Genomic DNA, 25,875 nt, shown 5'->3' with positions numbered 1-25,875 from the left:
CACAAACGATGTCCGCCTCCGCGGACGAAGAAATATGGATGGGATTTGAGAGAAATGTGCGATCTAATTTTAAATCCGAGGTGGTTAGAAACCCGGGGGTTGGAAACCGCGACTACACAAACGAAGTCCGCGCAACGCGAGACTAAATAGTAGGCAGTATCTACAAAAAAATCAGGCTTAAATACTCCTCTATCTCTTAGTCTGCGGAGGCAGACTTGGCTTGTGTAGTAGCGGTTTCCAACCGCCGAATCATCGGAGATTTATCAACGATTGCTGCACGGATTCCAGCCATTCTCTGACAGTTTGATTTTTCGATTGTGGGTCATAGTAACAGCCTAATTCATCCAGGACGAAGGTTTCTAAATCTGGTTCGGAAATCGACATTTCTAGCAGTTGACTAAGTTCTTGCGATGCAGCTTCAATACTTGCGGGGGGTTCGCTGTTCAGGTAGTTATTGACTACATCACTGGGAGTGTCAGCTTCTAGCGCCCACTCTTGGTGAAAGTAGGAACTGAAAAATTGGGTTAAATTAGGAAATTGATCGATCATTGGGGATAAGCTGTGAGAATAAAGTATCCGGGAGGTAATTTATTGCTGCGCTGGAGGACGATTTTCAGGCGAGAGACTGGAGTTGCTTTGGATGAGCGGCGGCGCAGAGTAATGCCAATTGTTCTGTTGGCGTTGTAGTCGATCGTATAACGATTGCCTCCTTTTTTTACCCAGGAGGCGATCGCACTTTGATTTTTGGACATTGCTTCCGCAATCGCCGCTTCAGCGACGGAACGGTTAGCAAAGGAAGATGCAGCAGCAATTTCCATTTCTCGTCCGAGTCGCTGTGCTAATTCTCCTTCTGTTTTACCAACGTGTCTCTCTAAAGTGTGTCCTCCTGCGGCTTCGTGAACATCCAATCCGCCGCCCGGTATCTTAGGGACAAAGGCTATGGTGGTTTGTGGTATATTTGAGATTTCCCCTGCAAAAACAGCGCCACCAACAGCGGATATTGCCGAGTGCAATAAGATTGTGATTGAGGCGATCGCGCAGATTATACCTAAAAATCTTTTTAGGCGATCGAGTTGACTTTTCATTGTTGTTTTTGATGTTCAGTATAGTTGTCTAATGTTTTTGTCTGTTTCCTAGTTTAGCATTAGTGATAGTCCTGGACGCACAGGTGCCTAGAAACCAAATTTTTTACGAAAATTATGCGCTCTCAGGGTGCATCTCACGCAAGGAAAATATGTTTGTAGGGGCGAAGCATGACCGTAGTCAATATAGGATTATAACTAATAACTTATATGCGGTCATGCTTCGCCCTCTTCAAAATTGAGATGCACCCCGCTCTCACCCACAAATTAGGTTAAAAACCAGGTTTTTTTGAGGTTGATGCGTCCGGGACTGAGTGAGTTAGGAATTGCACGCAGCATTTAAGTGCGCGATGCACAGTCCGCACCCTACATTGTATTTAGAATAGGATTTTTTTAGGGTTTACAAAGCTTCACTCAATCTGAGAAATTATTAATAATTCTTTGAAAAAATCCCAGATAATTGATGATAGATTAATTGATAAGTTTTCAAAAGGTGAAAAAATGCAAGTAGTCATCCTAGCGGGCGGTCTTGGTACTCGTCTGAGAGAAGAAACAGAATTTCGCCCCAAGCCTTTAGTTGATGTCGGCGGGCGCCCGATTATTTGGCACATCATGAAAATCTACGCCCACTACGGCTTCCAAAACTTCATTGTCTGCTTGGGCTATCGCGGCAACATGATTAAAGAATATTTCCTGAATTATGAAGCCATGAACAATGACTTTACGATATGTCTGGGACGGAAAAATACCATCACTTATCAGCAGGAACATCGCGAACAAAATTTTCATGTAACGCTGGCTGATACTGGTGCAGAAAGCATGACGGGAGGGCGGGTAAAACGGATCGAAAAATATATCGATGGCGAGAATTTTATGGTGACTTATGGTGATGGAGTTGCTGATGTCAATATCGATAAATTGATGGAGTTTCACAAGTCTCACGGTAAGCTGGCAACTGTAACTACATTTCGCCCGATTTCACGTTTTGGGATTTTGGATGTTGACAGTGAAGGTCAAGTACGAGAATTTGCTGAAAAACCTCAAATAGACGGCTGGATTAGTGTTGGATATATTATATTTAACCGCCGGATATTTGAGTATTTGGGTGAGGATGATTGTGTTTTAGAACAGGAGCCAATGCAGCGTTTGGCAGCAGATGGACAGTTGATGGCTTACCGCCATGAAGGCTTCTTTTATGCGATGGATACTTATCGGGAATATAAGTATTTAAACGAGCTTTGGGATGAAGGTAAGGCTCCTTGGAAAGTTTGGGAATAATGATTAATTAAGATGGCGGTTTAAACCAGGAAAACGGCGGTTTAAACCAGGAAAACGGCGGTTTAAACCGCGTCTACACAAAGGAAGTCTGCCTCCGCAGACTGAAGAAACGGCGGTTTAAACCGCGTCTACACAAAGGAAGTCTGCCTCCGCAGACTGAAGAAGCTAATATAATTTTAATCGCATTGTCTTCAACCCACGGAGGTGGGTTTTGTTTCTATAGACGCGGTTTCAACCGCCGAGTCTGAAGATTCAACCCACGGAGGTGGGTTTTGTTTCTATAGACGCGGTTTCAACCGCCGTTTCTGAAGATTCAACCCACGGAGGTGGGTTTTGTTTGTGTAGACGCGGTTTCAACCGCCGAGTCTGAAGATTCAACCCACGGAGGTGGGTTTTGTTTCTATAGACGCGGTTTCAACCGCCCAGTCTTCTATAAAATCATCATAAAAAATGGATTTTCAATATATTCTAAACAGCGCAGAAAGTTACCTGAAAGAGTGCGTTGCACCCCGCGCGGAAATTATCGACAGTGACTCGGAAGCGCTGAAAACAGCACTTTTAGGATTGGAAAATCGATCGCTCTTAGCGTTGCGCTTTCCCCAAAAATACGGCGGCGCGGGTATTCCACCGGAGCTTTTTTACCAATATCAGGAATTGACGGCGCGATATTCTGGGGCTTTGTCTTTTCTGCAAACTCAGCACCACAGCGCAACTGCGATGATTGCTGGCAGTGACAATGAAATGCTAAAAGGCAGATACTTGCGCGCGATCGCCCAAAAAGAGTTACGCTTGGGTGTTGGGTTTTCGCATTTGAGGCGATCCTCTTCGAGGGCTTCGCTAACGGGCAATCCGGCAGTCACCGCAACTCCCGTAAAAGATGGCTATCTACTGTCGGGGAATGTTCCTTGGATTACTGGTTTTGGCTTGTTTGAAAAGTTTATTGTGGCTGCGGTACTTCCAGACAATCGCGCGGTTTTTGGTTTGCTGCCTTTTGCTAATATTGAACGGGAATCTGGTAAAATAGCTGTCAGCGAAATCATGCCGTTAATCGCGATGAATTCGACTAATACTGTGACAGCAACTCTCGATAATTGGTTGTTGCAGGAATCGGAAATAATTTCTATTAAACCTGTCGGTTGGATTGCGGAAAATGACAGCAAAAATATCCTGAATTTTGTGCCGGTTACTTTTGGCTGTATTCGCGCGGGATTGGATGTAATTGTAGCGGCGGCGATAGTTAAAGATTCGCCTGCGATTGTGGCGGCTTGCACAAAATTGGAGCAGAAGCTCGATCGGCTAAAACAGCATTTCCTACAATCTCAACATAGCTCAAAAGCCGAACAATTAGCGCTCCGAGCGGAAGCTATTGATTTGGCGGTGCGGTGCGGGCACGCTGCGGTGGTGGTTTCCAGCGGTGCGGCTAACGGTAGGCTGCACCCGGCTGGAAGAGTTTATCGAGAGGCTTTGGTGTATACTGTTTCCGGGCAAACAAAGGATGTGATGGCAGCGACGCTCGATCGCATTCTAGAGTGATTCAGCTAGGTTGATTTTGATTTGAATCTGGAACGGGCAAGATGCCCATTCCACAAGAAGAAAAAAATGTGGGATGGGCATCTGGAAGGGGCAAGATGCCCATTCCACAAGAAGAAAAAAAAATGTGGGATGGGCATCTTGCCCGTCCTAATATTGTAGGTATATCAGCTAACCTGAGTTTTTGTGTCGATGACAAACAACTTTAACTCAAACAGTAACTCAAATAATTTAAAAACGATCGCCTACCGCGACATTATAGACTTAACCCATGCAATTCATCCACAGATTCCCATCTGGCCGGGTGATCCAGCGCCGGAATTTGAAATAGTATCTGAAATAGACAAAAACGGCTATTTCCTGAGAAAATTCTCCATGGGAGAACACAGCGGCACTCACATCAACGCACCGAATACCTTCTATCCAGCAGGCGCGAGTGTTGATAGTTATGCGCCCCAGTCTCTAGTTTTGCCCGGAATTGCGATCGACCTTCGGGAGCAATGTCTTGCCAATCCCGATTACACTTTAACGATAGATGATATATTGAATTGGGAACGCCAGCACAAATTTATTGAACCGGAAAATCTAGTTCTATTATATACTGGATGGCAAGCCAAATGGCATGATGAGCGAGCATTTTTCAATCCTGACGAAGGCGGAGTTTGCCACTTTCCGGGATTTGGTCGAGCTGCGACTCAATTTTTGCTAGAAGAGCGATCGATTGCGGGAATTGGTATTGACACTCACGGAGTCGATCCGGGACAAGATGAAAGTTTTGCTGTGAATAAAATGGTATTGCAACAGCAGCGAATTGTGCTGGAAAATCTGGCAAATCTCCACTTTTTACCTGCGGCAGACTTCACTTTGGCGATCGGAATATTGCGCCTTTTGGGAGGTTCCGGCTCGCCCGTGTCCGTGTTAGCTTTTGTAGCTTAAGCTGTGGCATATTTGAATTGCATATTTCGGGCGGGCTGGAAGCCCACCCCACAAGATTTTGATTATTTATTAAGTCTAATTTAAATTTTGATTAGCTTAATGCGGTAAAATTGGATTGAGAGAAGTCGAGTACGAATAATAAGATTAATGACAGAACTGCCTAACGATCTCAATGATGCGATCGCCCAATCGCGCATAGCCACCGCCGCCGCCCTCTCGGATGGCATGAATCTCCTGCAAGTCGAATTAGTCTTTCCCGAAATCGCCCTGCAAGCACAGTCGATCACGCAACAATTCTTACCAGAATTTGAGGAAAGCCACTCCGGGATGAAAGTGTTTTTTCCCGATGCTGGTGCAGCCGCCCTCGCCCGCCGCGATTGGGGAGAAGTACCTTTTAAAATAAGTGATTTGGGCAGCAGCCGTACTCCTGTTGAAGATAATATAGCACCGGAAGATGAACTGTTTTTGCTGGTGAATCCGGCGGCGGTAGAGGTGTCGCAAGTTGAAAAACTTTACATAGCTGCGGCGGGCCGCCCTGTGATCTTGCTCAACCCGCGGCTGGAAGATGTTGCTACTATAGGTATAGGGTACGCAGGCCGTCAGTTGCGCGATCGATTCCTGAGCAAAATCGAATCTTGCTATTACATCAGGCCGCTAGATACGGCAGCTTTATTCCGCTGCTATCCGCAACCGTGGCAAGTCTGGCTGGAAATAAACGACGAATACAAATTAATTTCGGAAACTGCCCAAAAACCTGTGGGAGACGATTTAGAACGAATTTTAGCGAAAGCTATGGGAGTCGCCGATCCCGATTCGACTGCACCGGCAAAACCGCTAAAAAAGAAAGGTTTGTTAGCAGAAATGCAGACTTTCCTCAAGGCTTTGACTCAGTAGTATTGTAGAGTGCGTTAGCTAGAGTTATTTTCGATTTGCTCGATCGACTCATTGCTGGCGCATCCTGCACCTTAAACAGTTGACAGTTGACAGTTGACAGTTGACAGCGAAGTGATAAGAACGGAGATTTAAACTCCGCTATTATCACAATCTGCCTTCATGCTGGGGCTTCAAACCCATGCTATTCGGTGAAATCATTGTTGAGTCAATCTAAAATCGACTGACTCGATAGTAGTAATTGCCACAGCAGAATTAACAGCGGTTATCAATTCTCTGAAAGACTTGCAGGAGAGGGCACTCCCGTGTTTCTAGGGTATCTTTGTACTTCACTTATACCGAAAGCTGGGATAACTTCTCAGTGTTGCGATCTGTAACTACGCAAATAAAATTGTGAACTTTACCAAAAGTTTATAAAAGTAGTATAATGGGTGACACCCCTCCTCAGCGAAAGATCGGAGGAAATAGCAGCTAAATCAGATGCTATAAGCGAGTAATTAAGGTTTCGATTCAGGAAAGCGGATAAATACAGTGAACCAGCGGCGCATTGTTATTGGGGACGTACACGGGCATTACGACGGGTTAATGCTTTTGCTAGAGGCACTTGCCCCGAGTTCGGACGATCGCGTATATTTTTTAGGAGATTTAATCGATCGCGGGCCGAAAAGCGCTCAGGTATTAGATTTTGTGCAGCAAAGCCCCTACCAAACGCTGCTGGGAAACCACGAACAACTGATGTTAGATGCTTTGTCGGGGCCCTCAGTGGATATGCGGGCGTGGCAGTCTTGGCTGTACAGCGGTGGGGATGCGACTGTCGCTAGTTACAAGGATACAGGGATGATGCCGTACAAACACTTAGATTGGCTGCGATCGCTCCCAACGCATCTAGACTTAGGGGATATCTGGCTGGTGCACGCGGGTGTGCATCCAACTATGCCAATTGACAAACAGTCGATCGAACAATTGTGCTGGATTCGCAAGGAATTTCACGCGATACCGAAACCGTATTTTCCCGATAAATTAATTATTACCGGTCACACGATCACGTTTACCTTTGAGGGTGTGAGGCCCGGGGAATTAGTCAGGGGCCAAGGGTGGCTGGATATTGACACGGGGGCTTATCATCCAAAAAGTGGCTGGCTGACTGGATTTGACTTGAGTTATCGCAGAGTTTATCAGGTAAATGTGTTTAACAATCAAGTGCGGATTTTGCCGTTTGATGAAGTTGTCAGACAATTGAAGCCGCAGATTCCACCTCCAAAAGCTCAGTTGAAAGCTCAGTTGAACTCTGTTGTTCAACAGGAAGCTTAATTCCAAACGAAGTGCTGGGAAAAGCTTGACAATTTGTTCTTGAGTCTCTATTGTTTGTAGTAGTGGAAAGCAAGGGTTTTTCACGCGGAACTTTGAAAATTGAATAGATTTTGCGATCGCCTGCGGTTGGTTTCATAACTGCAAGCGATTTTGATCTAGGTGGGCGATCGGCTGCGGTGGGTTTCATTGCCGCAATTGATTTCGACGCACCTAGGGCGATCGGTGAAACCCTGATTCTTGAGTTGAGGTGCGTCGATTGTGTTTGTAGTCTGGGGTTGAGCGTTTTCAATCCTATGCTTGTTGAAGATGACCCCCCATCTATTGAGAGTGAAAAAACGGTGCGTCGATTTGGCGTCTGGAACGCTCTCTGGGTAAGGGTTTGTAGCCGAACTCTTTCCCAAACGACTTCCCCGCAAGGGGATTGAAACATTTAGAGGTACAAAGTACTCCGAATTTCGTATAGCCTTTCCCAAACGACTTCCCCGCAAGGGGATTGAAACCGTTCCTCAGTAAAAATCGTAACTGTCTTGTTACAAGTACCTTTTCCAAACGACTTCCCCGCAAGGGGATTGAAACGAGAACGCCGTCCGCCAGTTGCAACGAAACACGTCGCTTTCCCAAACGACTTCCCCGCAAGGGGATTGAAACTTCTTGAGCTTGAACGGCCCGGTTCCAAAAATTGATAGTCAACTTTCCCAAACGACTTCCCCGCAAGGGGATTGAAACTTTTGGATTAAACCAGAAACTAAAACAACAAACAATCCACTTTCCCAAACCACTCCCCCGCAAGGGGATTGAAACATTGTTTCTTCCGAAGAAAAATTTATACACAAACCCAAATCCTTTCCCAAACCACTCCCCCGCAAGGGGATTGAAACTGTATTTGACTTTCGGAAAACAATATTTCGCAAAACTTTCCCAAACTACTTCCCCGCAAGGGGATTGAAACGTTTTCATTTCTATTCTCCATAGCTCATTTCTTCGAGCCTTTCCCAAACTACTTCCCCGCAAGGGGATTGAAACGCAGGGTTGCTGGAAATTTAATTCTTGTAATTGGTCTGCTTTCCCAAACGACTTCCCCGCAAGGGGATTGAAACCAAGTACCTCCTTGGCAACTTGAATAATTTCGTGGCTTTCCCAAACGACTTCCCCGCAAGGGGATTGAAACTGTTGATGTCTGTTCCAACAATTAAAATTGAGTTAGCTTTCCCAAACGACTTCCCCGCAAGGGGATTGAAACCAAATTCCGCAATAATTGTCGCCTGGCTTCTTAGCCAACTTTCCCAAACGACTTCCCCGCAAGGGGATTGAAACGAGAGTGGCTAAAGCTGCCATAAGGACAGAAAAGACACTTTCCCAAACGACTTCCCCGCAAGGGGATTGAAACTTCTGCGACGATCCGCCAACGATGGCGAAAATACAACTTTCCCAAACGACTTCCCCGCAAGGGGATTGAAACAAAAAGCAACAATGGTTTATTATTTCCCCTTCTTTCCCAAACGACTTCCCCGCAAGGGGATTGAAACAAGATTCTGGAACTTTGGAAGTTTGTTCTCTGTCAGCTTTCCCAAACCACTCCCCCGCAAGGGGATTGAAACTCTATTAAAAGTCAGAATTTCAACTTCCGCTTCTATAGGTTCTTTCCCAAACCACTCCCCCGCAAGGGGATTGAAACGCCCCAACGTTGTGCGAGTGCACCCGAGACAGAAACAGTCTTTCCCAAACCACTCCCCCGCAAGGGGATTGAAACGGTATGCTTTCTTGTACCTCTCTGCACTGAACTTTCCCAAACCACTCCCCCGCAAGGGGATTGAAACATGAAATTGTTAAACTCAAGGTTTTGACTTTGTTGACTTTCCCAAACGACTTCCCCGCAAGGGGATTGAAACTTCTTGATTTTGATTGCCAAATCACTTGGAATTTTGCTTCTTTCCCAAACCACTCCCCCGCAAGGGGATTGAAACTCCAAAAACTTAATCTCGGTGAAAAACCCGGTTTCTTGAGTTTTATGTGTCAGTTATAGAACCCATTTGACATCTTTGAGTTTTTGGGTTGTGTGACGAGAAATATAGAGAGAAACCCGGTTTCTCAGATTTAGGCAAGGGGCAAGAAACCGGGTTTCTACGAGTTTTTCGGTTGGGTGACGAGAAATATAGAGAGAAACCCGGTTTCTCAGATTTAGGCAAGGGGCAAGAAACCGGGTTTCTACGAGTTTTTGGGTTGGGTGACGAGAAATATAGAGAGAAACCCGGTTTCTGAGATTTACGCTCATGGCAAGAAACCGGGTTTCTACGAGTTTTTCGGTTGGGTGACGAGACATATAGAGAGAAACCCGGTTTCTCAGATTTACGCTCATGGCAAGAAACCGGGTTTCTACGAGTTTTTCGGTTGGGTGATGAGACATATAGAAAGAAACCCGGTTTCTCAGATTTACGCAAAATAGCTCTCAAATGGGTTCTATAGAATGCGTCACCTTGAGTTCGATCGCACTTCAACGCAACTCACCCACCCTACCAAAAACTACGATCGCAACAACCGACGCATTTCCAGCTTATAAGCCGCATTATTCAAACCCTCACCGCTAGCCAGATCCGGATCGATCGCCTGGGAAATCGCAGCAATTCGATCGCTAGTCGCCGGGTGAGTGCTCAAAATACTTGGTGGAGAAGGCTTATTTAGCAACTTCTTCATAAAATCAACCATCCCAGATTGAGCGTAGCCCGATCGCCCCATAGTTTGCAAACCCAACTGATCCGCCTCATACTCAGCTTGACGGCTGTGAGGGCGACGCAAAGCCAACTCCACCCCAATCTGTACCGCCTTAGAACCATCCAGCCCAGTCGCCGAAGCAACACCAGATGCGATCGCCATTTGACGCATTTGCTTAATCGAATGGCGAGCACTAATATGCCCGATTTCATGCGCGATCACACTTGCTAACTCCGCCTCATTATCCGCCGCCGCCATCAAACCCTTATTCACATAAACAAAACCGCCCATCGTCGCAAAAGCATTAATATTGTTATCGTCAATCACCTGAAAAGTATAAGGAATATCCGGGCGATCGCTTTCTTGGGCCAGTCGCTGACCGATGCGGTTGATGTATGCTGTAGTAGCCCGATCGCGATCGATCCTAAACTCCCTATTCGCCAACTGCTGATTGATTTGTCGGCCAACAGTCACCTCCTGGCGATCGGACATATTCGACAATTGAATAACTTGAATCCCCCGCAAAATCAGTTCCGGTAAAGAAAATGCTTGAGTCGGTTGTGGGGAAATCACGCAGATACCCGCAGCCACAATCACCGACAGAAATAGATAAATCCCCCGGCCACAACTACGCCGACAAGTCAACCAAAAACCTTTTAACATGATTTATACGCCCTAGAAGAAGGAAGAAGGAAGAAGGAAGGAAGAAGGAAGAAGGAAGAAGGAAGAAGGAAGAAGGAAGAAGGAAGAAGGAAGAAGGAGATAAGATGTCGGTTGAAACCGAATCTACAAAAACAAAGTCCGCTAGGGTGCATCTGGCGCAAGGCGAATATAGCCTTTATCAAAAAGATGAGGTATGACTGACAGCTTATATAACCGCTTAAACCAAGAGGGCTGAAGCCCAACAACATACCTCATCTTTCTGAGAACCGCTATATATTCGTAGGGGCGAAGCATGACCGCAGAAAATAGGAGATTATAACTAATAACTTATATGCGGTCATGCTTCGCCCTCTTCCTTGCGCCAGATGCACCCGTCCGCGAAACGCGAGACTCAAGAAAATAATGTAATTTCAACCGTCGCTTCTTCAACCTGCGGAGGCAGGTTTTGTTTGTATAGACGCGGTTTCAACCGCCCGGTCTTTTTTTTTAGGAAAAACTCAAAAAGTCACTAAATCGGCAGACGAAATATAACGCTACTTAGTTGCTATTTTAACTTGTTCCTAAATTTTAACCACTCTCCCCTCTCCCCATCTCCCCCTCTTCCCATCCCCCACTCTCCAAGTCCTGCGGATTTTGGGCGATCGTTGTGGTAATATCTTTTGGCTTGTACAGATACTCCTGTCGCTGTCAGTGAATTAAGTAAGCGATTTATGAAAATTTTGGATTCTCAAGGCCGGTTGTTCGGCAAACTCAGCATTCTAGACGTAGGTGCAGCAATGATTGTGCTGCTAGTTGCAGTCGGCATCTTCTTCTTTCCCGGTACTTCCGGCGGTTCCGTCGCCCAAGTCGGCGGCGCCAGCGTCAAAACCGTAGAAATGGATGCAATTGCGATCGGACTCAAAGGCACAAACTTTCAAGAGTTATTCAAAGCCGGCGATAAAATCAACGTAGTAATCCGCAACCAGCCCTCTGGTCAGATTACAATCAAAGAGGTAAAAACCATAACTAGAACCCTCGCAGTTCCTCAGCCCAACGGCACCTTAAAAGCTGTCCCAGATCCTAGAGAAGAAGAATCTTTCAGCAGAAATATGAGATTTACTCTAGAGGGGAAAGGTCAAATTACTGAAAACGGCCCGGTTTTAGGAAATATGAAAGTCAAAATCGGAACTACTCTCGAACTTGAAGGCAAAAAATACATTTTCAACGCCAGCGTCATCGACGTGCGAGTCAAAGAATAGTCAGTTGACAGTCAAATAGGTACGTAGTTGGGCTTCAGCCCTCTTTACACATATATTTAAAGAGGGCTAAAGCCCAACTACGTACCTTGATTAATTTTGAGCGATGCTTTCATCTCCCGACAATAAAACTACCCTGCTTCGATTTCAACGCCAGCGTCATCAACGTGCGAGTCAAAGAATAGTCAGTTGACAGTCAAATAGGTACGTAGTTGGGCTTCAGCCCTCTTTACACATATATTTAAAGGAGGCTCAAGCCCAACTACGTACCTTGATTAATTTTGACAGTTGCGTCCCAGACACGAGCAGACCTTCTTCTTTCCTCGAACTTGGAACCTCTATCCGTGACATCCGTCAAATCCGTTACAGAATTGGTTGCCGAACTTCTTTACTCTTAAGAAAACAACCTTAAATACTGCCGAATTAAACCAATAGTCACAGCCGGAACTTCCAACTGCGGAGTCAAACCCACATTTTCCAGAGTTTGAAAAACCTTAATTGCATCCGGGTTGAGATTAGCCAACCGCTGGCCAATCTCGGGGCTAGTAAACTGAGATTTTTCACCCCAAATAATCGCAGTCGGTGTTGTTAGCTGAGTGATATAAAGTGACAAATCAAAACACAAATCTCCCCGCACAAAAGACAAGGCTGCATATTCTGCATTTGGTTCCAAAGCAGATTGCAGATAAGCATCGACAATTTCTTGGTAGACTCGACGGGAATCGGCAAATTGGCGCTCTTCTAAAAAGCTGCGAATGCCGCCATCTGTGGCAATGCCCGTACTGTAGAGCAAGCGGTCTAAAATTGGAGTGTTGACGAGTTTAGCAAAGAAACTGCTGCCGTAATCTTGTCCGAAGTCTGACAAACCGCTGGGAATCGTCAAAATCAGCGATTTGAACAGATCCGGGCGGGCGATCGCAGCTCGAATCGCGATCGCCCCTGTCAGCGAAGAAGCTATCACATCCGTAGGACTTCCGCAAGTTTTTTCGATAAATTGGATCAGAGATGTGATATAATCTTCGACCTGATAATTTTTTTGGGGATGTTCCGATCGCCCCCAACCGATTAAATCCGGTGCTAAGACTCGATATTCCGCTGCAAAAGCCGGATAAACTTTCGACCATTCGTAGGCACTTGACCCGCCCCCAAAGCCGTGAAAAAATACTAAGTTCGGTTTATTTTCCGAATTTGAGTTCGGCAATCCGATCCAAGGCATTTTTTCAGCAGTGTAATATACCATTCTGCCGAGAGAAGTCACGATCGATCGCTGACCGAAGCCGAGAGGAACAAGCATAAATAAGCCTCAATCGCTGTGAGATTGTAGAGTTTCGCGGGTCGCCTCGTCTTTATTTAAAAAGATTGCAAAGCTGGCGCCGTTTTTGTAAAGATTCAGTATTGATTTCAATCTATTTTAGTACAAGTGAAGCCTGAAACTACACACAGCAACTAAGTTTTGCGATCTGCGCGCTCAGGTTGTGCAGTTATCCTCACCGTTGCAAACTACTTGCGATCGGAGATAATAACAAAATGATGGGTAAGACCCCTCAACACAATCAAGTCGGTTCGCCGACTCCGAAAGCAGGCACTCGGAAAGCAGCGGTATCAGATCTAGCTTTTAATCGCGGCAGGTTTACACCCGATCGCCGATCGCAAATAATTAATTACCATATTTTACGGAGCAGTGGCTTTTAATGTCGAAGGTTTCTGTTAAAAGGCGGGCGATGGGTTTTCCATACCTCTGATTGCAGGCAATGAAATCACGAGCCTCGCCGCTATCAATTCCAAAACACAAGAAACAACTAATATCAGGGAGGTATAAAAAATGCAACTGCTTAGGAAACGGGATCGCGAGGGTTTTATGGTTGATGCAAAAAGTCTTCTAGCTGACGGGTTTGCAGAGTTTGATACTGCCTGTCGAAGCATGGATTTAAACGGCAAACAGACATTTGTCGCCACTCCAGAACGATCGGGTTCAGGGTTAGATGTGCGATCGCGCGTCAGCGCACCGGGAATGGTTCGCCTAGCTTTAGAAGAATTGAAATGCTTTGAAGTAGTAGACAACCAGTTTGCCCATTGGGGAGTGACTTTTAGCAATGCCGTCGCCATCCAACCTTCAAACCCAGCATTCCTAACGGTTTCTGGCTCAACAGTGTTAATGGGTGCCCCAAAAAGCGGACTAATAGAAGTAAGTTTCAAGTATCCAGTTCGCAGCGTAGCAGGACTTGTCACCAGTTCGCGGCGAACGGTTTTATCTGCTTGCGACATCGACGGTAACCCGATCGTTCAAGATGAAATGCCGGCGCCGAATCTAGCAGGGTCTAATTCTCCGATCGCGCCCAACACACCCCTGCGCGTCAAAGCCCCGAACATTCATCGCATTACATTTTATGCTTTTGACGGTCAGCTAATAGTCGATGACTTTATTTTTGGATTCTAAAACAATGCCATAAGTATCGTCCCAAGTCTGCAAACCTTCAAGAATGGCATTGCGGACTATAGCCTCGGGTTCCCGACTCAACATCAGGCGAAAGCACTCGGCAGCCCGGGAACGGGCGCTCCAACTTTTGACAGAAGTCACGCGGTTAAACCCACCCTGATTCACCAAATCGGTCATTTGCCGCACTGCAATCAAACGCTTCACAGGGTCAGCATCAGTCAAATCTCCCAAGATCCGATCGAGCGCTGCTTCATCTTCATCTTTTGAGGATCCCAGACTCAGCGCTTGGCGCAGCAACAGCCCTGCAATCGCGATCGTGCCAAAATTCTGCAAAATCAGGCTCAAAGCCATCCAGTGGCTCTCAGAGTCCGCCCAAATCGCCAAACTCATGTAAGCACCCAAGGTAGCAATCCCGCCGGCGCCTACTGCTAAAACCAACCGGCGGTTCGGGCTCTGCCAAAATTGCTCGGCTTTCGATCGCAGCAATTGCCATTCCCCGGACTGCCCTCGGTAAACCAGCATCATCGCTGCGATCCCCAACCCTGTCGAAAGCAATAACTGACTGTTCCACCACCCCCAAACTGCTGCCAGGGTGAAAGCCGCCAACCCACCTTTCGATCGACTCAAACGCGGTAGCAGCCACTTGAGAAAGGCGCTAGAAACCACAGGCGATCGAGCTCGATTGCTCTTCCCATCCACCCTCCGGCGTTTTTTTTCGGTTCTCTCTGGGGTTTCCTGCGGGCGATCGTCTAGACTGCTAAATGTCCTCAAAGCTCCGGCCTCAGTCATTTCTAAGGAGATCTCGCTCAAAGGAAGCTGACCTAGTTGCAAAGTGCGATCGGACTCTTTCGTTACGGTTTGATTCAGCTTAGTTGTAGTTTTTTTAAATTGATTCATAGTTACTTTTTTTACAAATAACTTTAAGTTATTTAGGCGTCTTTTGTACAGATTTTGATTTTTTCCAAACAAGAGTGTGAGACTTTAGAATACCAGAAATATCAACTTGTGGTGAGTGCCACAGATGAGTCAAATTCCGAGAACTTATTACTCGCAAAAGACTGATTGAAGATAGTTGGGAAAAGCACAACAGGTAACGCACGAATATTTCTCACTGACTTTTGAGTTCAAAGGCGATCGGAGTTGGGTGCCGGCAAAAAACACAAAAATTGACAATTTCAGAAATTTCGGGTATTTTGAGTGCTGGAATTCGCCCGCCGAGAACTGCGCGACGAAAATATAGCCTTTTGCCAACAGTCTGGGATCTCGCTACGCCCGGTGTCATACCATTTCCGATTTTAGATTAAATAATTGAAAAATTGGGTAGAATCACTGATTGCGATCGTGGTTGGGATCGGAGGCCTACAGTTGAGAAATGCTTCTGCCATGAATCAAATCATACTTTTTGGATGCTGTGGCCGACACCTACGGCGGTCCGTCCAGCTCGCTGTCAAGCTGTGCAGCGTTTCAAACCAGCCTCATTGGCTAAGATTTTTGAAGAAAATGTCGATCGCCCTCCCAAACTAGAACAAAAGCTGAGTAGGAGTCGAGCGTTGCCAGCAAACAGATGCGTTGCCATCAGCTATAATTTTTTCAGGTAGGGCATTAAATTGGCACGACCGAATCCCATTCCTCGGTACGACCTCGATCGAGTACGACCGCAGAGGATTTCCTTTTTATTTTAGGGAGCGATCGGGCAAAAGTTCCAGTCACTCGGAATCGGACGGCAAAAGTTCCAAGGACGGCGGCATCGCCCGTTAAATAATCCTCTGGAAAGAAACTTCACTTGAGATGGGGTAAATCAACAGTATATAGTTTTCTAACGAATGTTAACATTTGGTAACAAACCGCCTAGATTGAGTGAATGGCATATATACCACTCAGACTCATGAGTCAAATTTCTGGGCTTGCACGCAAACACATATCAGGAAGTTCTCCGATGAAGGCAAGATCAAAAGCATCAAAAACGAAGCAGGACAAAGACTCTACGATGTTGAGTCATACCAGCGCGGTGCAATTGTCGTGGGAACTATTTGCGAATGTCGCGTCAGTTCAACCAAACAGCGAGACGACCTTGCTAGGCAAGTTGAATTTATGCGAGAACGATATCCAGAAGCTGAAATCCTCCAAGGCATCGGCTCTGGACTCAACTTTAAGAGAAAAGGACTGCAAGCCCTACTGGTCAGAGTTATGCGCACAGATCAGCTCAAGATTGTTGTTGCCTGTAGAGACATCTAAAGCAGATTCGGATTTGAGCTATTCGAGTTTATGGTCAAGCAAAACGGTGGAGAACTCCTGGTTCTCTCAAACCCTTTTCACTGCCCTGAAACCGAACTCACAGCCGATTTTCTTGCCATCCTTCACGGCTACCGTTGCCGAATGCACGGCCTCAGGAGCTACAGCCAGAAAATCAAGAAAGATCCGAATATTCCCCAGCCCTGAACAAAAAGCTCTGTTGAAAAGATGGTTCGGTGTTTCCCGATTCGTATTTAATGCAACAATTAAATACTTACAGGAGCCGGGAACCAAAGCCAACTGGCTAACGATCAAGACAGGGATTCTCAACTCATTACCTGACTGGGCGTCATCGGTTCCATTTCAAATTAAATCAATTGCAATTAAAGACGCCTGTCAAGCCGTCAAAAAAGCCAAAGCAGACTTCAAAAAAGACGGACAAGTGCGTCGCTGTAAATTCCGCAGTCGCAAGGATACAAAGCAATCTATTTACATCCCTAAATCTGCAATCAAAGATTGTGGCATCTATCACACAATATTGGGTCGGTCAAAGCTGAAAGAGGCATTACCCAAGGATTTCAGTGACGGACGGCTAATGCTTGCCTATGGCGAGTATTATCTAATTGTCTCCGAAGAAGTGCAGCCGCGTCAGACCGACAACCAAGGTCGCGTGGTTGCCTTAGATCCCGGTGTTCGCACGTTCATGACTTTTATTTCCGAGAGTTCTTACGGATATCTCGGCAATGACTCCAATCTTCAAATCCAAAAACTGTGCTTCAAGCTAGACAGGTTAATCTCAAAAATGAGCGCATCTCCTAGCGCGCAGAAGAAAAGATTTAAAAAGGCTGCTGACAGGTTGAAGTCCAAGGTTCAACACATGGTTAAAGAGTTGCACGACAAGACTGCTAAATTCTTAGTTGATAATTTCGATGTCATCTTATTGCCATCATTTGAATCTTCAAAGATGGTTAGCAAGTCACGTCGCAAAATTCGCTCTAAAACCGTGCGTCAGATGCTGACTTTATCTCATTATCAGTTCAAGAAACATCTTGAATGGAAAGCTTGGGAGTCAGGTAAGGTAGCCCTGACTGACATCAACGAAGCTTATACATCAAAGACAGTTTCTTGGACTGGAGAAGTCAAGAAGATTGGCGGTTCTCGTGTTATTAGAGACCGAGATGGACGCTGCATGAACAGGGATCTAAATGGTGCTCGCGGGATTTTCTTGCGGGCATCGGTTGATACACCTTGGTTGAGAGAACATCTCAGCCTATGTATTTGTTGACGAATGTTAGCAAAAAAGTATCGGTTACGCTAGTGAAGAGAGAAAAGAATAGTTACGATCGAGACTTCATCAGTCCACCTTGTAATTTATTCCTCAGTTATCAAGCCCAACAGTTTTGCATTTTCTGGGAAGCGAGACTCTTGGCACTTCCAACAAGTGGGAAACTAGACCGTCAAAAAGCTTGGGTTTGATGGTAAAAGCCTTACTAATATTATGTAAACACCTTATCGATGGCTCGCCGGAACAATCTTGCAGGAAAACCCATGTCTAGTATGCAAAACCAATTTACGGTTCACTTTTGGGGCGTTAGAGGTAGTATAGCGTCTCCCGGAGCTGAAACAGTACGTTACGGGGGCAACACGCCCTGTATAGAAATGCGAGTGGGTGACAGCCGCCTAATTTTCGATGGCGGTACTGGGTTGCGGGTTTTGGGACAAACTCTCCTGTCGCAGATGCCCGTAGAAGCTCATATGTTTTTTACTCACACTCACTGGGATCACATTCAAGGATTCCCATTTTTTGTCCCAGCTTTTATTAAAGGCAATTGTTTTCACATCTATGGGGCCGTTGCTCCTACTCCTAATCAAGCTACTATCCAGCAGCGACTCAACGACCAGATGCTCCACCCTAATTTTCCGGTGCCCCTGCAAATTATGGGGGCAGACCTGAAATTTAACGATATAGAAGTGGGTGAACCCATGGAAATCGGAGAGATTAAGGTGGAAACAGCTTTGTTGAACCACCCCGGTGAAGCGATCGGCTACCGCGTCAACTGGCGGGGTTATGCGGCTGCTTACGTGACTGATACTGAACATTTTCCCGATCGTTTGGACGAAAATGTGCTGTATTTGGCTCGCGATGCTGAGGTGCTGATCTATGATGCTACTTATACGGATGATGAGTATTATTCGGAAAAGTCTAGCAGGGTTGGCTGGGGACATTCGACTTGGCAGGAAGCGGTGAAGGTGGCAAAGGCTGCTAATGTCAAAAAGTTGGTGATTTTTCACCACGATCCGCTGCACAATGACGAGTTTTTAGACAAGGTGGGAGAGCAAGTGGCTCAAAGGTTCCCGAACAGTTTGATGGCGCGGGAAGGTTTGTCGTTACAGTTGCTGCCTCCTCAAAACAAGGATTTGTCTGAAGGGTCGTCTGAAGGGTCGGTGGAAGCCCCTAAAGTGCCTGCGTGATGGATTTGAGATTGCCAGATGGTTCTTAAACAGTTGACAGTTGACAGTTGACAGTTGACAGTTTGAGAGCGGCATCTACAAGGAAGAGGATGGGAGTAATGAATAGTCTGATTTTTATTTCTCCCTCAAAGAGAGAGGCTTTCAACCAATTCTTTATGGTAAATCTTGAGGTCTGAAATCTAAAATTTAAGTGAGGGCTGACCTGACTCAAAGACGGATACAAGCCCCGGCTTAAGTCGTAGAGAACCAAAAAGTTTAGATCGAAGTTCTAACTCCCAGTATCGATTCTGTGGAGTCAAATCTAAAATCTAAAATCTAAAATCTAAAATCGACTGGCGATCGCAATCTGGCTAAGTATGGCAAAATCTTAAGCGTGTGGATAACTTCTTCTTCAACCGCTGCTCTGACTCCAACTTCTGTTGCCTTGGGAAACTTTGATGGTTTGCACCTAGGGCATCAACAAGTCGTGCAGCCAATTTTAAATCGATCGCCGGGGCTAACTTCTGCGACGGTTTCTGCGTCGGGGCAAAACTTGCGCCCAAACGCTGGCAGAGATCAAAATTTGGAAGGCGAACATCCGGCAAGCTGGGAAAACGACTCAGCAGCACTGCCGGAAACAGCCCGCAGCGCCCTGAATTTCAATGGTGCGATCGTGGCGCACCCCCGGGCCGAGGGCAACAGCCTCTCTGGTCGCGATGATGCTGCGGGCGATCGGCTTTACGGTACTGTGGTGACATTCAATCCCCACCCGCAAGAATTTTTTACAGGTCAACCCAAAAAACTGCTGACACCTCTGGCAGAAAAGGTAGAATTGCTCGCAGCAATGGGTGTCGAGCAACTTGTGCTGCTGCCGTTCGATCGAGAATTGGCAGCATTGACTGCTGCTGAGTTTGTCGAGGAAATTCTGGTGCGGCAACTGCAAGCGAGTCGTATTAGTGTGGGGGTGGATTTTCGGTTCGGACGCGGACGTGCTGGGACGGCTGTAGATTTGCAGTCGATCGCCTCGGGTTACGGTATTGATGTTGCGCTGATACCCCTGCACAATTGCGATGAGGGCGATCGAATCAGCAGTTCCGCGATCCGCGAAGGTTTAGCATCCGGCGACCTCACAAAAGCGAATAAGTTGCTGGGGCGGCCTTACAGTTTAGTCGGGCCTGTGGTGGGCGGACAGCGGCTGGGTAGGACGATCGGATTTCCGACTGCTAATATCGAACTGCCACCGGAAAAATTTTTGCCGCGTTTTGGCGTGTACGCGGTGCGAGTCTCGGTGAAGGATGGAGGCGGAATCATCAAAAAAGATGAAAATTCTGCCTATAAGTGGGAAAATCCCCAATCTCTAATTCCGCGCCAAGCATCAGATTTATCATTCATAAATGGGGTGATGAATGTTGGTTGCCGCCCGACGGTAAACGGTCTACAACTAACTGTAGAAGTTCATCTGTTAGATTGGTCTGGGGATTTGTACGGTCAAACCTTGAGCGCAAGTTTGATAGAATTTTTGCGACCCGAACAAAAATTCGCTTCTCTGGATGCTCTCAAAAATCAAATTCAGGCAGATTGTGATGTTGCTAGAAAGGTGTTAGCTGCCAATGATGAATAGATCTCTTGCAAAAGTTTTTTTAAGCAAAATTTCGGACGGGCTAGAAGCCCATCCCACAAGAAAAATAATTGTGGGATGGGCTTCTAGCCCGTCCTAATTATGAATCCATTGTGTATAGTTTTGCTTGGGCGATTGAAATCGCGTGTACAAAAACGAAGTCCGCGCAGGCTGAGTGAGAATAAAAGAACAAGCAATTAACAACTAGCAATTAGCAATTAAGTAAATCAACGTAATTAAGGTAAAATGCGGAAGGCTAAAAAGCTTCCTTCTTCCTTCTTCCTTCTTCCTTCTTCCTTCTTCCTTCTACTTAAAAATCAGGGATATGAGAGAACATATTGAGCGGCTCAAACAAAATCTAGGCAAGACAATTGTCGGTAAAGCGGATGCTATTCGCTTGGTACTTGTAGCCGTGCTTTCGGGCGGACACGCGCTGCTGGAAGACGTGCCTGGTGTGGGAAAAACGCTGTTAGCGAAGTCTTTAGCGCGATCGATCGATGGGAAGTTTCAACGAATTCAGTGTACTCCCGATTTGTTACCAACGGATATTACCGGTACTAATATTTGGAATCCTAGCAGTGGCAAGTTTGAGTTTTTGCCGGGCCCAGTTTTTGCTAATGTTTTGCTGGCGGATGAAATCAATCGGGCGACGCCGCGAACTCAATCTGCTTTGCTGGAAGTGATGGAAGAAAAGCAGGTGACGGTAGATGGAGTTTCTCGGAATGTTCCGGCGCCGTTTTTTGTGATTGCAACTCAAAACCCGATCGAATATCAAGGCACTTTTCCGCTACCGGAAGCGCAGATGGATCGATTTACTTTGTCTTTGACGTTGGGCTATCCCGCTGCGTCGGAAGAGTTGCAAATGTTGGAACGGCTGTCTGATACTTTTGCTGTGGAAGATTTGCAGCCTTGTATTTCCTTGGAACAGGTGCAGGAATTGCGCCGTTTGTGCGCTGCGGTGCAGGTGGAAGGCTCTTTGAAGCAGTATATTGTGGATTTGGTGCGATCGACTCGCGAGGATGAAGAGATTACTCTAGGCGTGAGTCCCCGTGGTGCGGTGGCGTTGCACCGGGCATCTCAAGCGTTGGCATTTATTTCGGGGCGGGATTTTGCTACCCCGGATGATGTGAAGGATTTAGCGCCGCACGTACTTTCTCATCGGTTGATTCCGGCGGGGGGAAGGAAGGCGAAGACGATTGTTGATAAGTTGTTGAGAGAAGTTGCTATTCCTTAAAAAGATAAGACGGCGGTTGAAACCGCGTCTACACAAACAAAGTCCGCCTCCGCGGACTAAAGATAATTCGGCGGTTGAAATCGCCAATTCTTCAACCCGCGGAGGCGGGTTTCGTCTGTATCGACGCGGTTTTAACCGCCCGGTCTTCTTATATTATGATGATTGTTGAATAGATCCTTGAAATAGCGCCACTAATTTCTTTGCCTCTAGATCAACATTATGTTGTTGAGCAACCCGTTCGGCTCCTATTTTCCCCATTTCTTCTAGCTTTTCTAAAGGTGCTTCCAATGCCGCACGCATTGCAACCGCTAATGCTTCTACGGAACCGGGAGGAACTAACCAACCGCAAACACCGGGTTCTACGAGCTCCGGGATACCAGCAACATAGGTGCTAATTACAGGTCGATTGAGAGCGAGGGCTTCCATAATTACGACGGGTAAACCTTCAGCAAAACTCGGCAATACCATGGCGCGGGAAGCTAAAATCTCTTTCTGAACTCGATCGCCACTGGCCCAGCCGGTAATTTCTATATAGTTTTGCAGATTGAGTTGTGCAATCTGCTGTTCAATTTCAGCTCGCAGCGGCCCGTCTCCAACAAATACCAATTTAAACTCCAAGCCTTGAACGGCTAGCTTGCTGGCGGCTTCTAGTAGTAACAAATGACCTTTTTGTTCGCTGAGTCTCCCGATGCAGGCTAAGCGGGGTGCTGCGGGTATGGGGACGTGGGGTGCGGCTAAAAATGCTGCATCGACGCCGCAGTGTATGACGTTGATTTTTGACCAATAAGCGCGATCGCACCACCGAAATAGCTGACTTTTGCCGAAGGAACTGACTGCTGCTACAAAGGTCGATCGTTTAATTTTTTCATCTAAGGAAAGAAGTGTAGCTTTATCAAATTCTTCGGGGCCGTGAACGGTGAAACTGTAAGTCGGGCCGCCTAGGACGCGACATAACATTGCAACAGTTGTGGAATTTGTGCCGAAGTGAGCGTGAACGTGTGTGGTACCGGATTCTGCGAACCAGTTTAAAAGAATGCAAGCTTCTGCGAAATAAGCTAGATGCAGTAAAATCCCGCGTTCTGAGTGTAAGCCAACTTTGAACATTAAGCGCAAAGCTTCGAGGAATCGAATTGGTCTAGTTGCGGCAGTGCGGAGTAAGCCCAACGCTAAGCCCTGTACGCCAACTCCTAGGATGACTTTGGTCAATTCTTGTTCTTGTTTGTCTGCGCCGTCTACGAGTTCGGATTCGCAGGATCGAATGGAGTAACGCCCGACTTTGAGGCCGCAAGTTTCGACGGCTAGGAGTTCTCTGCGGACGAAGCTGTGGCTGACTTTGGGGTATTGGTTGACTAGGTAGGCGATGTTCATGAAGGGGGAGAAATTTTTGTGGTAAAACTCTAAACCAGTCTAGCCTTATGGGAGGTGAAGGGCGATCGGGCGATCGGGAAAGTTTGGGTCAATTAGGTGGATGATTAAAGTCCCCTTGCGGGGAAGTCTGAGCAACTATCAGAATGAATCTGACTGTTATTCAGCATTACGGAAGAGTTTGTTTCCGTCCCCGTTAGGGGAAGTTGGCAGTTGTTTGATTTTTCACTTAAGAAACTCTTGCTTCTTAAGCTTACCAGCCTATCCCTATTTTGTTTAAAATTCAAGTATGTGAAAGTTAGAAGCTGAGTTTTATATCTTTTTCTCAGGGATTTAATAGCTTTTTAACTATTTGTAGATTATCAAAAGACCGATCGACATCTATTTTTGTATGTCTAGTATAATGAAACCGAGAATTAGTTTTTATACTTGTTTTTATACCTGCTTTCATACCTGTTAAGTATCGCGCTATTTGACTTTCATTTTTCAGATTTTTATAAGCCTTCTCCAAGCTTCTATCTCGCCTGTCAGCAATGTCACGAACATAATCAAACAGGCGATCGTGTGGCGATGAGGAACCTTGATATTTTTCTTCAAGATCGACTTTCTGAACCTTTGCATAAGCTTCGATGCAGTGTAAAGCTGAGTAAAAACACATTGTCACTGCCCAATCAGGAAAAGTATCTCTGATACTAAGTGCCGCCTCTTCATTATTCTTAGCTTGTTCGCGATGGGACTGTTCGCTCGGCATAAAAATCAACAGCTACTTTCTAGTTTGTTCAGTAATTTAATCTTTGGCGTTGCCGATCGCAGATATAAATTTGGGTAGGAATGAACGGTTATTCTCCCTTGCCGTGTGTATCGAGATCGTCGATGAATTATGTCTCTATTCAGCAACGCCTAATTGTTTTAAGTTCTAGCTATAACATACCAATTACTGCCAGACTTAACTGGATTATAATAACTTGTAGGACTTGACAAAGTTATTATTTCCGATCGAGCAACTTCTTTCGCTCCGTCTTGGATTTTGACAAACTTTTCCACGAGTTTTTCGTCAAAGTACCATTTTTCATTAGTTTTATCGCGTAAATCCCATTCACAATCAATTACTAAGTCTTGGATTTTGTCCCAAGTTTCATAATCCAACTCTGTTTCAGGGCATAGTTCTAATTCAAACTCAATCCAGTGAATGTCTTCCGTTCTAGGAGCTATTGCTCTAACTTTGGCGACACCATCTATCTTGGCTAACTTCTGGACTAATTCCTGTACTTCAACAGGAGCAGTAGGCGATTTAAATGACTGCTTTGGTTTCAGAGGAGAAGGAGGGAATTCAAAGAATTTAAAAGTTTTTGGATTCGATTTTGAGCTTTGAAGTTCTGCTCTTGAGTTTGTGATTACTGTCATTGTCTATTCCTGCAAAAATTCATTAAGACGGTCTCTTAAAAACTTGGCTTTTTGCCTGGTAAATGCAAAATTGCCTACCAAATTTTGTGTCTGTTTTGACTCTGGCTCTTCCGCAGTAAAAGGACTATCTGATAACATCCCTGCTATTAATATCCCATCGCTCTCGTCAATAGCTATTACTACACCAGTCACCAGATAAACTTTGTTTTTTTCTACATCATTCATTTGTGTCATCCTTAGGTATTATCTTAGAAAAACTATCACAGATTCTTGGGCTTTGTTTAAAACTAGGAACTGGATATATTCATGTGGGCAGTTCCTAGTTTATAGGCAAACGCTAGCTGACACAATGGGCTGCTTTTAGGAGCTAATTATTTAAGCTGCGCCGTTTTCTGTTAGGCTACAAGTCGGTATTCGGACTTTTGTGACGAGACAAAGTAGCCTGGAACAGCATTTCCCCAGAAAACTGTATAGCAAGCTACACAATACTTCTGTTTGACTTTCTTTTGAGTGGACTCGGAACGGTTCAATGCTGAGTAATAGTCAGATTCGTTTTGGTATTTCTCCATAAACGGCTGAGAGTTAGCTAGAGATAGTTTAGAGTTGACCATTTGGGGGCTATCCATAAACAACTAAAGTTTTTAAGAATCTTACACTAACCATTCTAAACCTTTTCATAACTCATGTGCAACCCTGTTGTAACAATACTTCCGCAGACAGTTTTTGGTTGTCCAGTCTCAAATAAGGGGTTTAGGGCGATTGGGCGAGCTGCCAACGGAAAATCGAGGGTTTCAGACTACGACCTAAACACTGTCCGGACTATTGTTATAATCCGTAAAAGTTGGTAGATTTGATGGCTAGATCAGTCCACACATTTTACACTTTTGAGATTCCCATCTTCCTTGATAGCGACAATCTTGACTGCGACAGCTTGTCCTTCTTGGAGAGAACTAGCTTTTTTGGGTTCTTTTTCCGTCAGCTTAATAGTTCCCAGAATTTCATAAGTTACCTTATTTGCTTTTACGGCAATAACAGTAGCTGCCAAGATTTGACCAATTTCAAACTTTTCAGACTGCATAACTTGAGCAATTTCCGCTTGCCGCGCTGACTCGGCTACTGGCGCAACAATTTCCTCAATTGGCACAGCTTCTCTGTAATATCTCATCAGACGTGCTGACCAACCTAAAATTTCCAGCATTTTCTGCGGATTAGTTTGTTCGCTTTGAAGATACTTGGTGCAAGCTTCGTCAATATTCTGGTAATAGTCAGATGTTTTTTTGCTGTGACCGATTTGTCTGCCATTACTGACTAAGGTTTTCAAGTATTTGAAAAACCTCGCTCCCGCATTGGACTCATTGACTGAAGCGCGAAGATAGGCGATCGCCTTTCCCAATTCATTGACATCGGTTTGTTCTTTTACCAGAGTTTGCGCGATCGCGTGAGCAATTCCCCACTGGTGTTCGGTCAAAGATTCTGTGACTAATTCAGTATTCGACATC

The 25,875-nt window shown here is 45.7% G+C and carries 27 protein-coding genes and 1 CRISPR repeat array; of the genes, 15 read left to right on the top strand and 12 right to left on the bottom strand.

The features are described from left to right. Nucleotides 1-249: 249 nt before the first annotated feature. Complete coding sequence (locus tag JGK36_RS00710; RefSeq protein ID WP_293174686.1) at nt 250-549, bottom strand: contact-dependent growth inhibition system immunity protein; 300 nt, start codon at nt 547-549, stop codon at nt 250-252. After that, nucleotides 546-1,085, bottom strand: coding sequence for an RNase A-like domain-containing protein (locus tag JGK36_RS00705; protein ID WP_293174689.1), 540 nt, complete (start codon nt 1,083-1,085; stop codon nt 546-548). Before JGK36_RS00705 ends, JGK36_RS00710 begins: the two co-directional genes overlap by 4 nt. Before the next feature lie 498 nt (nt 1,086-1,583). On the opposite strand from JGK36_RS00705, the gene rfbF reads away from it, so the two are divergent. The 6 genes from rfbF (at nt 1,584) to JGK36_RS00675 (ending at nt 7,028) form a co-directional block, all read left to right on the top strand. Further along, entirely contained in the window at nt 1,584-2,360 is a 777-nt protein-coding gene (rfbF, locus tag JGK36_RS00700) for a glucose-1-phosphate cytidylyltransferase (protein ID WP_293174692.1), read from the top strand. Nucleotides 2,361-2,810: 450 nt separating this feature from the next. Continuing rightward, the gene (locus JGK36_RS00695; RefSeq protein ID WP_293195707.1) at nt 2,811-3,893 is read left to right on the top strand and encodes an acyl-CoA dehydrogenase family protein; all 1,083 of its coding nucleotides are present in this window, start codon (nt 2,811-2,813) and stop codon (nt 3,891-3,893) included. A gap of 41 nt (nt 3,894-3,934) precedes the next feature. Further along, on the top strand, nt 3,935-4,099 hold the full coding sequence (locus JGK36_RS00690; protein ID WP_293174698.1) for a hypothetical protein: 165 nt from the start codon (nt 3,935-3,937) through the stop codon (nt 4,097-4,099). Beyond that, nucleotides 4,083-4,826, top strand: a complete 744-nt coding sequence (locus JGK36_RS00685; protein WP_293195709.1) for a cyclase family protein — start codon at nt 4,083-4,085, stop codon at nt 4,824-4,826. Before JGK36_RS00690 ends, JGK36_RS00685 begins: the two co-directional genes overlap by 17 nt. Nucleotides 4,827-4,973: 147 nt before the next feature. Further along, nucleotides 4,974-5,720, top strand: a complete 747-nt coding sequence (locus JGK36_RS00680) for a DUF1995 family protein (protein ID WP_293195711.1) — start codon at nt 4,974-4,976, stop codon at nt 5,718-5,720. A gap of 528 nt (nt 5,721-6,248) precedes the next feature. After that, complete coding sequence (locus tag JGK36_RS00675; protein ID WP_293195714.1) at nt 6,249-7,028, top strand: metallophosphoesterase family protein; 780 nt, start codon at nt 6,249-6,251, stop codon at nt 7,026-7,028. 392 nt (nt 7,029-7,420) lie between these two features. After that, a CRISPR array of direct repeats spans nt 7,421-8,992; the repeat unit is 36 nt; unit sequence CTTTCCCAAACGACTTCCCCGCAAGGGGATTGAAAC. Between the two features lie 556 nt (nt 8,993-9,548). On the opposite strand, the gene JGK36_RS00670 is transcribed toward JGK36_RS00675, so the two are convergent. Further along, a complete protein-coding gene (locus JGK36_RS00670; protein ID WP_293195716.1) occupies nt 9,549-10,400 on the bottom strand; it encodes a M48 family metallopeptidase in 852 nt (283 codons plus the stop codon). A 710-nt stretch (nt 10,401-11,110) separates the two neighbouring features. On the opposite strand from JGK36_RS00670, the gene JGK36_RS00665 reads away from it, so the two are divergent. Continuing rightward, the gene (locus JGK36_RS00665; RefSeq protein ID WP_293174713.1) at nt 11,111-11,638 is read left to right on the top strand and encodes a DUF4330 domain-containing protein; all 528 of its coding nucleotides are present in this window, start codon (nt 11,111-11,113) and stop codon (nt 11,636-11,638) included. Between the two features lie 391 nt (nt 11,639-12,029). On the opposite strand, the gene JGK36_RS00660 is transcribed toward JGK36_RS00665, so the two are convergent. After that, nucleotides 12,030-12,929: an alpha/beta hydrolase gene (locus JGK36_RS00660; protein ID WP_293174716.1), complete on the bottom strand. Its 900-nt coding sequence runs from the start codon at nt 12,927-12,929 to the stop codon at nt 12,030-12,032. A gap of 233 nt (nt 12,930-13,162) precedes the next feature. Here JGK36_RS00660 and JGK36_RS00655 point away from each other — a divergent pair, with 233 nt between their 5' ends. Continuing rightward, nucleotides 13,163-13,327, top strand: coding sequence for a hypothetical protein (locus JGK36_RS00655; protein ID WP_293174719.1), 165 nt, complete (start codon nt 13,163-13,165; stop codon nt 13,325-13,327). Nucleotides 13,328-13,457: 130 nt separating this feature from the next. Further along, nucleotides 13,458-14,072 carry a hypothetical protein gene (locus tag JGK36_RS00650; protein ID WP_293195718.1) on the top strand — a complete coding sequence of 205 codons (615 nt, stop codon included), beginning with the start codon at nt 13,458-13,460 and terminating at the stop codon, nt 14,070-14,072. Here JGK36_RS00650 and JGK36_RS00645 read toward each other — a convergent pair. Beyond that, complete coding sequence (locus JGK36_RS00645) at nt 14,040-14,969, bottom strand: hypothetical protein (protein WP_293195720.1); 930 nt, start codon at nt 14,967-14,969, stop codon at nt 14,040-14,042. The genes JGK36_RS00650 and JGK36_RS00645 overlap by 33 nt on opposite strands. Nucleotides 14,970-15,180: 211 nt before the next feature. Further along, entirely contained in the window at nt 15,181-15,354 is a 174-nt protein-coding gene (locus JGK36_RS00640; protein WP_293174728.1) for a hypothetical protein, read from the bottom strand. 287 nt (nt 15,355-15,641) lie between these two features. On the opposite strand from JGK36_RS00640, the gene JGK36_RS00635 reads away from it, so the two are divergent. The 6 genes from JGK36_RS00635 to JGK36_RS00610 all read left to right on the top strand — a co-directional run bounded on the left by JGK36_RS00635 (nt 15,642) and on the right by JGK36_RS00610 (nt 21,607). Beyond that, the gene (locus tag JGK36_RS00635; RefSeq protein WP_293174731.1) at nt 15,642-15,830 is read left to right on the top strand and encodes a hypothetical protein; all 189 of its coding nucleotides are present in this window, start codon (nt 15,642-15,644) and stop codon (nt 15,828-15,830) included. Between the two features lie 333 nt (nt 15,831-16,163). Continuing rightward, nucleotides 16,164-16,307 (top strand): hypothetical protein, encoded by a 144-nt coding sequence (locus JGK36_RS00630; protein ID WP_293174987.1) that lies wholly within the window; start codon nt 16,164-16,166, stop codon nt 16,305-16,307. Nucleotides 16,308-16,353: 46 nt separating this feature from the next. Further along, nucleotides 16,354-17,589: a transposase gene (locus JGK36_RS00625; protein ID WP_293174989.1), complete on the top strand. Its 1,236-nt coding sequence runs from the start codon at nt 16,354-16,356 to the stop codon at nt 17,587-17,589. Nucleotides 17,590-17,852: 263 nt separating this feature from the next. Then, complete coding sequence (locus JGK36_RS00620; RefSeq protein WP_293174734.1) at nt 17,853-18,776, top strand: MBL fold metallo-hydrolase; 924 nt, start codon at nt 17,853-17,855, stop codon at nt 18,774-18,776. A gap of 373 nt (nt 18,777-19,149) precedes the next feature. After that, nucleotides 19,150-20,376 carry a bifunctional riboflavin kinase/FAD synthetase gene (locus tag JGK36_RS00615; RefSeq protein WP_293174737.1) on the top strand — a complete coding sequence of 409 codons (1,227 nt, stop codon included), beginning with the start codon at nt 19,150-19,152 and terminating at the stop codon, nt 20,374-20,376. A gap of 322 nt (nt 20,377-20,698) precedes the next feature. Continuing rightward, nucleotides 20,699-21,607 carry a MoxR family ATPase gene (locus tag JGK36_RS00610; RefSeq protein ID WP_293195722.1) on the top strand — a complete coding sequence of 303 codons (909 nt, stop codon included), beginning with the start codon at nt 20,699-20,701 and terminating at the stop codon, nt 21,605-21,607. Nucleotides 21,608-21,760: 153 nt separating this feature from the next. Here the strand turns inward: JGK36_RS00610 and JGK36_RS00605 are convergent, their stop codons facing one another. The 6 genes from JGK36_RS00605 to JGK36_RS00580 all read right to left on the bottom strand — a co-directional run bounded on the left by JGK36_RS00605 (nt 21,761) and on the right by JGK36_RS00580 (nt 25,874). Then, entirely contained in the window at nt 21,761-22,975 is a 1,215-nt protein-coding gene (locus JGK36_RS00605) for a glycosyltransferase (RefSeq protein WP_293174743.1), read from the bottom strand. 322 nt (nt 22,976-23,297) lie between these two features. Then, nucleotides 23,298-23,723: a hypothetical protein gene (locus JGK36_RS00600; RefSeq protein ID WP_293174746.1), complete on the bottom strand. Its 426-nt coding sequence runs from the start codon at nt 23,721-23,723 to the stop codon at nt 23,298-23,300. Between the two features lie 158 nt (nt 23,724-23,881). Continuing rightward, complete coding sequence (locus tag JGK36_RS00595; RefSeq protein WP_293174749.1) at nt 23,882-24,376, bottom strand: hypothetical protein; 495 nt, start codon at nt 24,374-24,376, stop codon at nt 23,882-23,884. Between the two features lie 3 nt (nt 24,377-24,379). Then, nucleotides 24,380-24,601, bottom strand: a complete 222-nt coding sequence (locus JGK36_RS00590) for a hypothetical protein (RefSeq protein WP_293174752.1) — start codon at nt 24,599-24,601, stop codon at nt 24,380-24,382. A gap of 170 nt (nt 24,602-24,771) precedes the next feature. Beyond that, a complete protein-coding gene (locus tag JGK36_RS00585; RefSeq protein WP_293174755.1) occupies nt 24,772-25,002 on the bottom strand; it encodes a hypothetical protein in 231 nt (76 codons plus the stop codon). Between the two features lie 236 nt (nt 25,003-25,238). Continuing rightward, complete coding sequence (locus JGK36_RS00580; RefSeq protein ID WP_293174758.1) at nt 25,239-25,874, bottom strand: hypothetical protein; 636 nt, start codon at nt 25,872-25,874, stop codon at nt 25,239-25,241. Between the last annotated feature and the right edge of the window lies 1 nt (nt 25,875).

The sequence above is a fragment of the Microcoleus sp. PH2017_35_SFW_U_B genome (assembly GCF_020737865.1).
Lineage (GTDB): Bacteria > Cyanobacteriota > Cyanobacteriia > Cyanobacteriales > Microcoleaceae > Microcoleus.
This window is presented reverse-complemented; position numbering and strand designations above follow the sequence as displayed.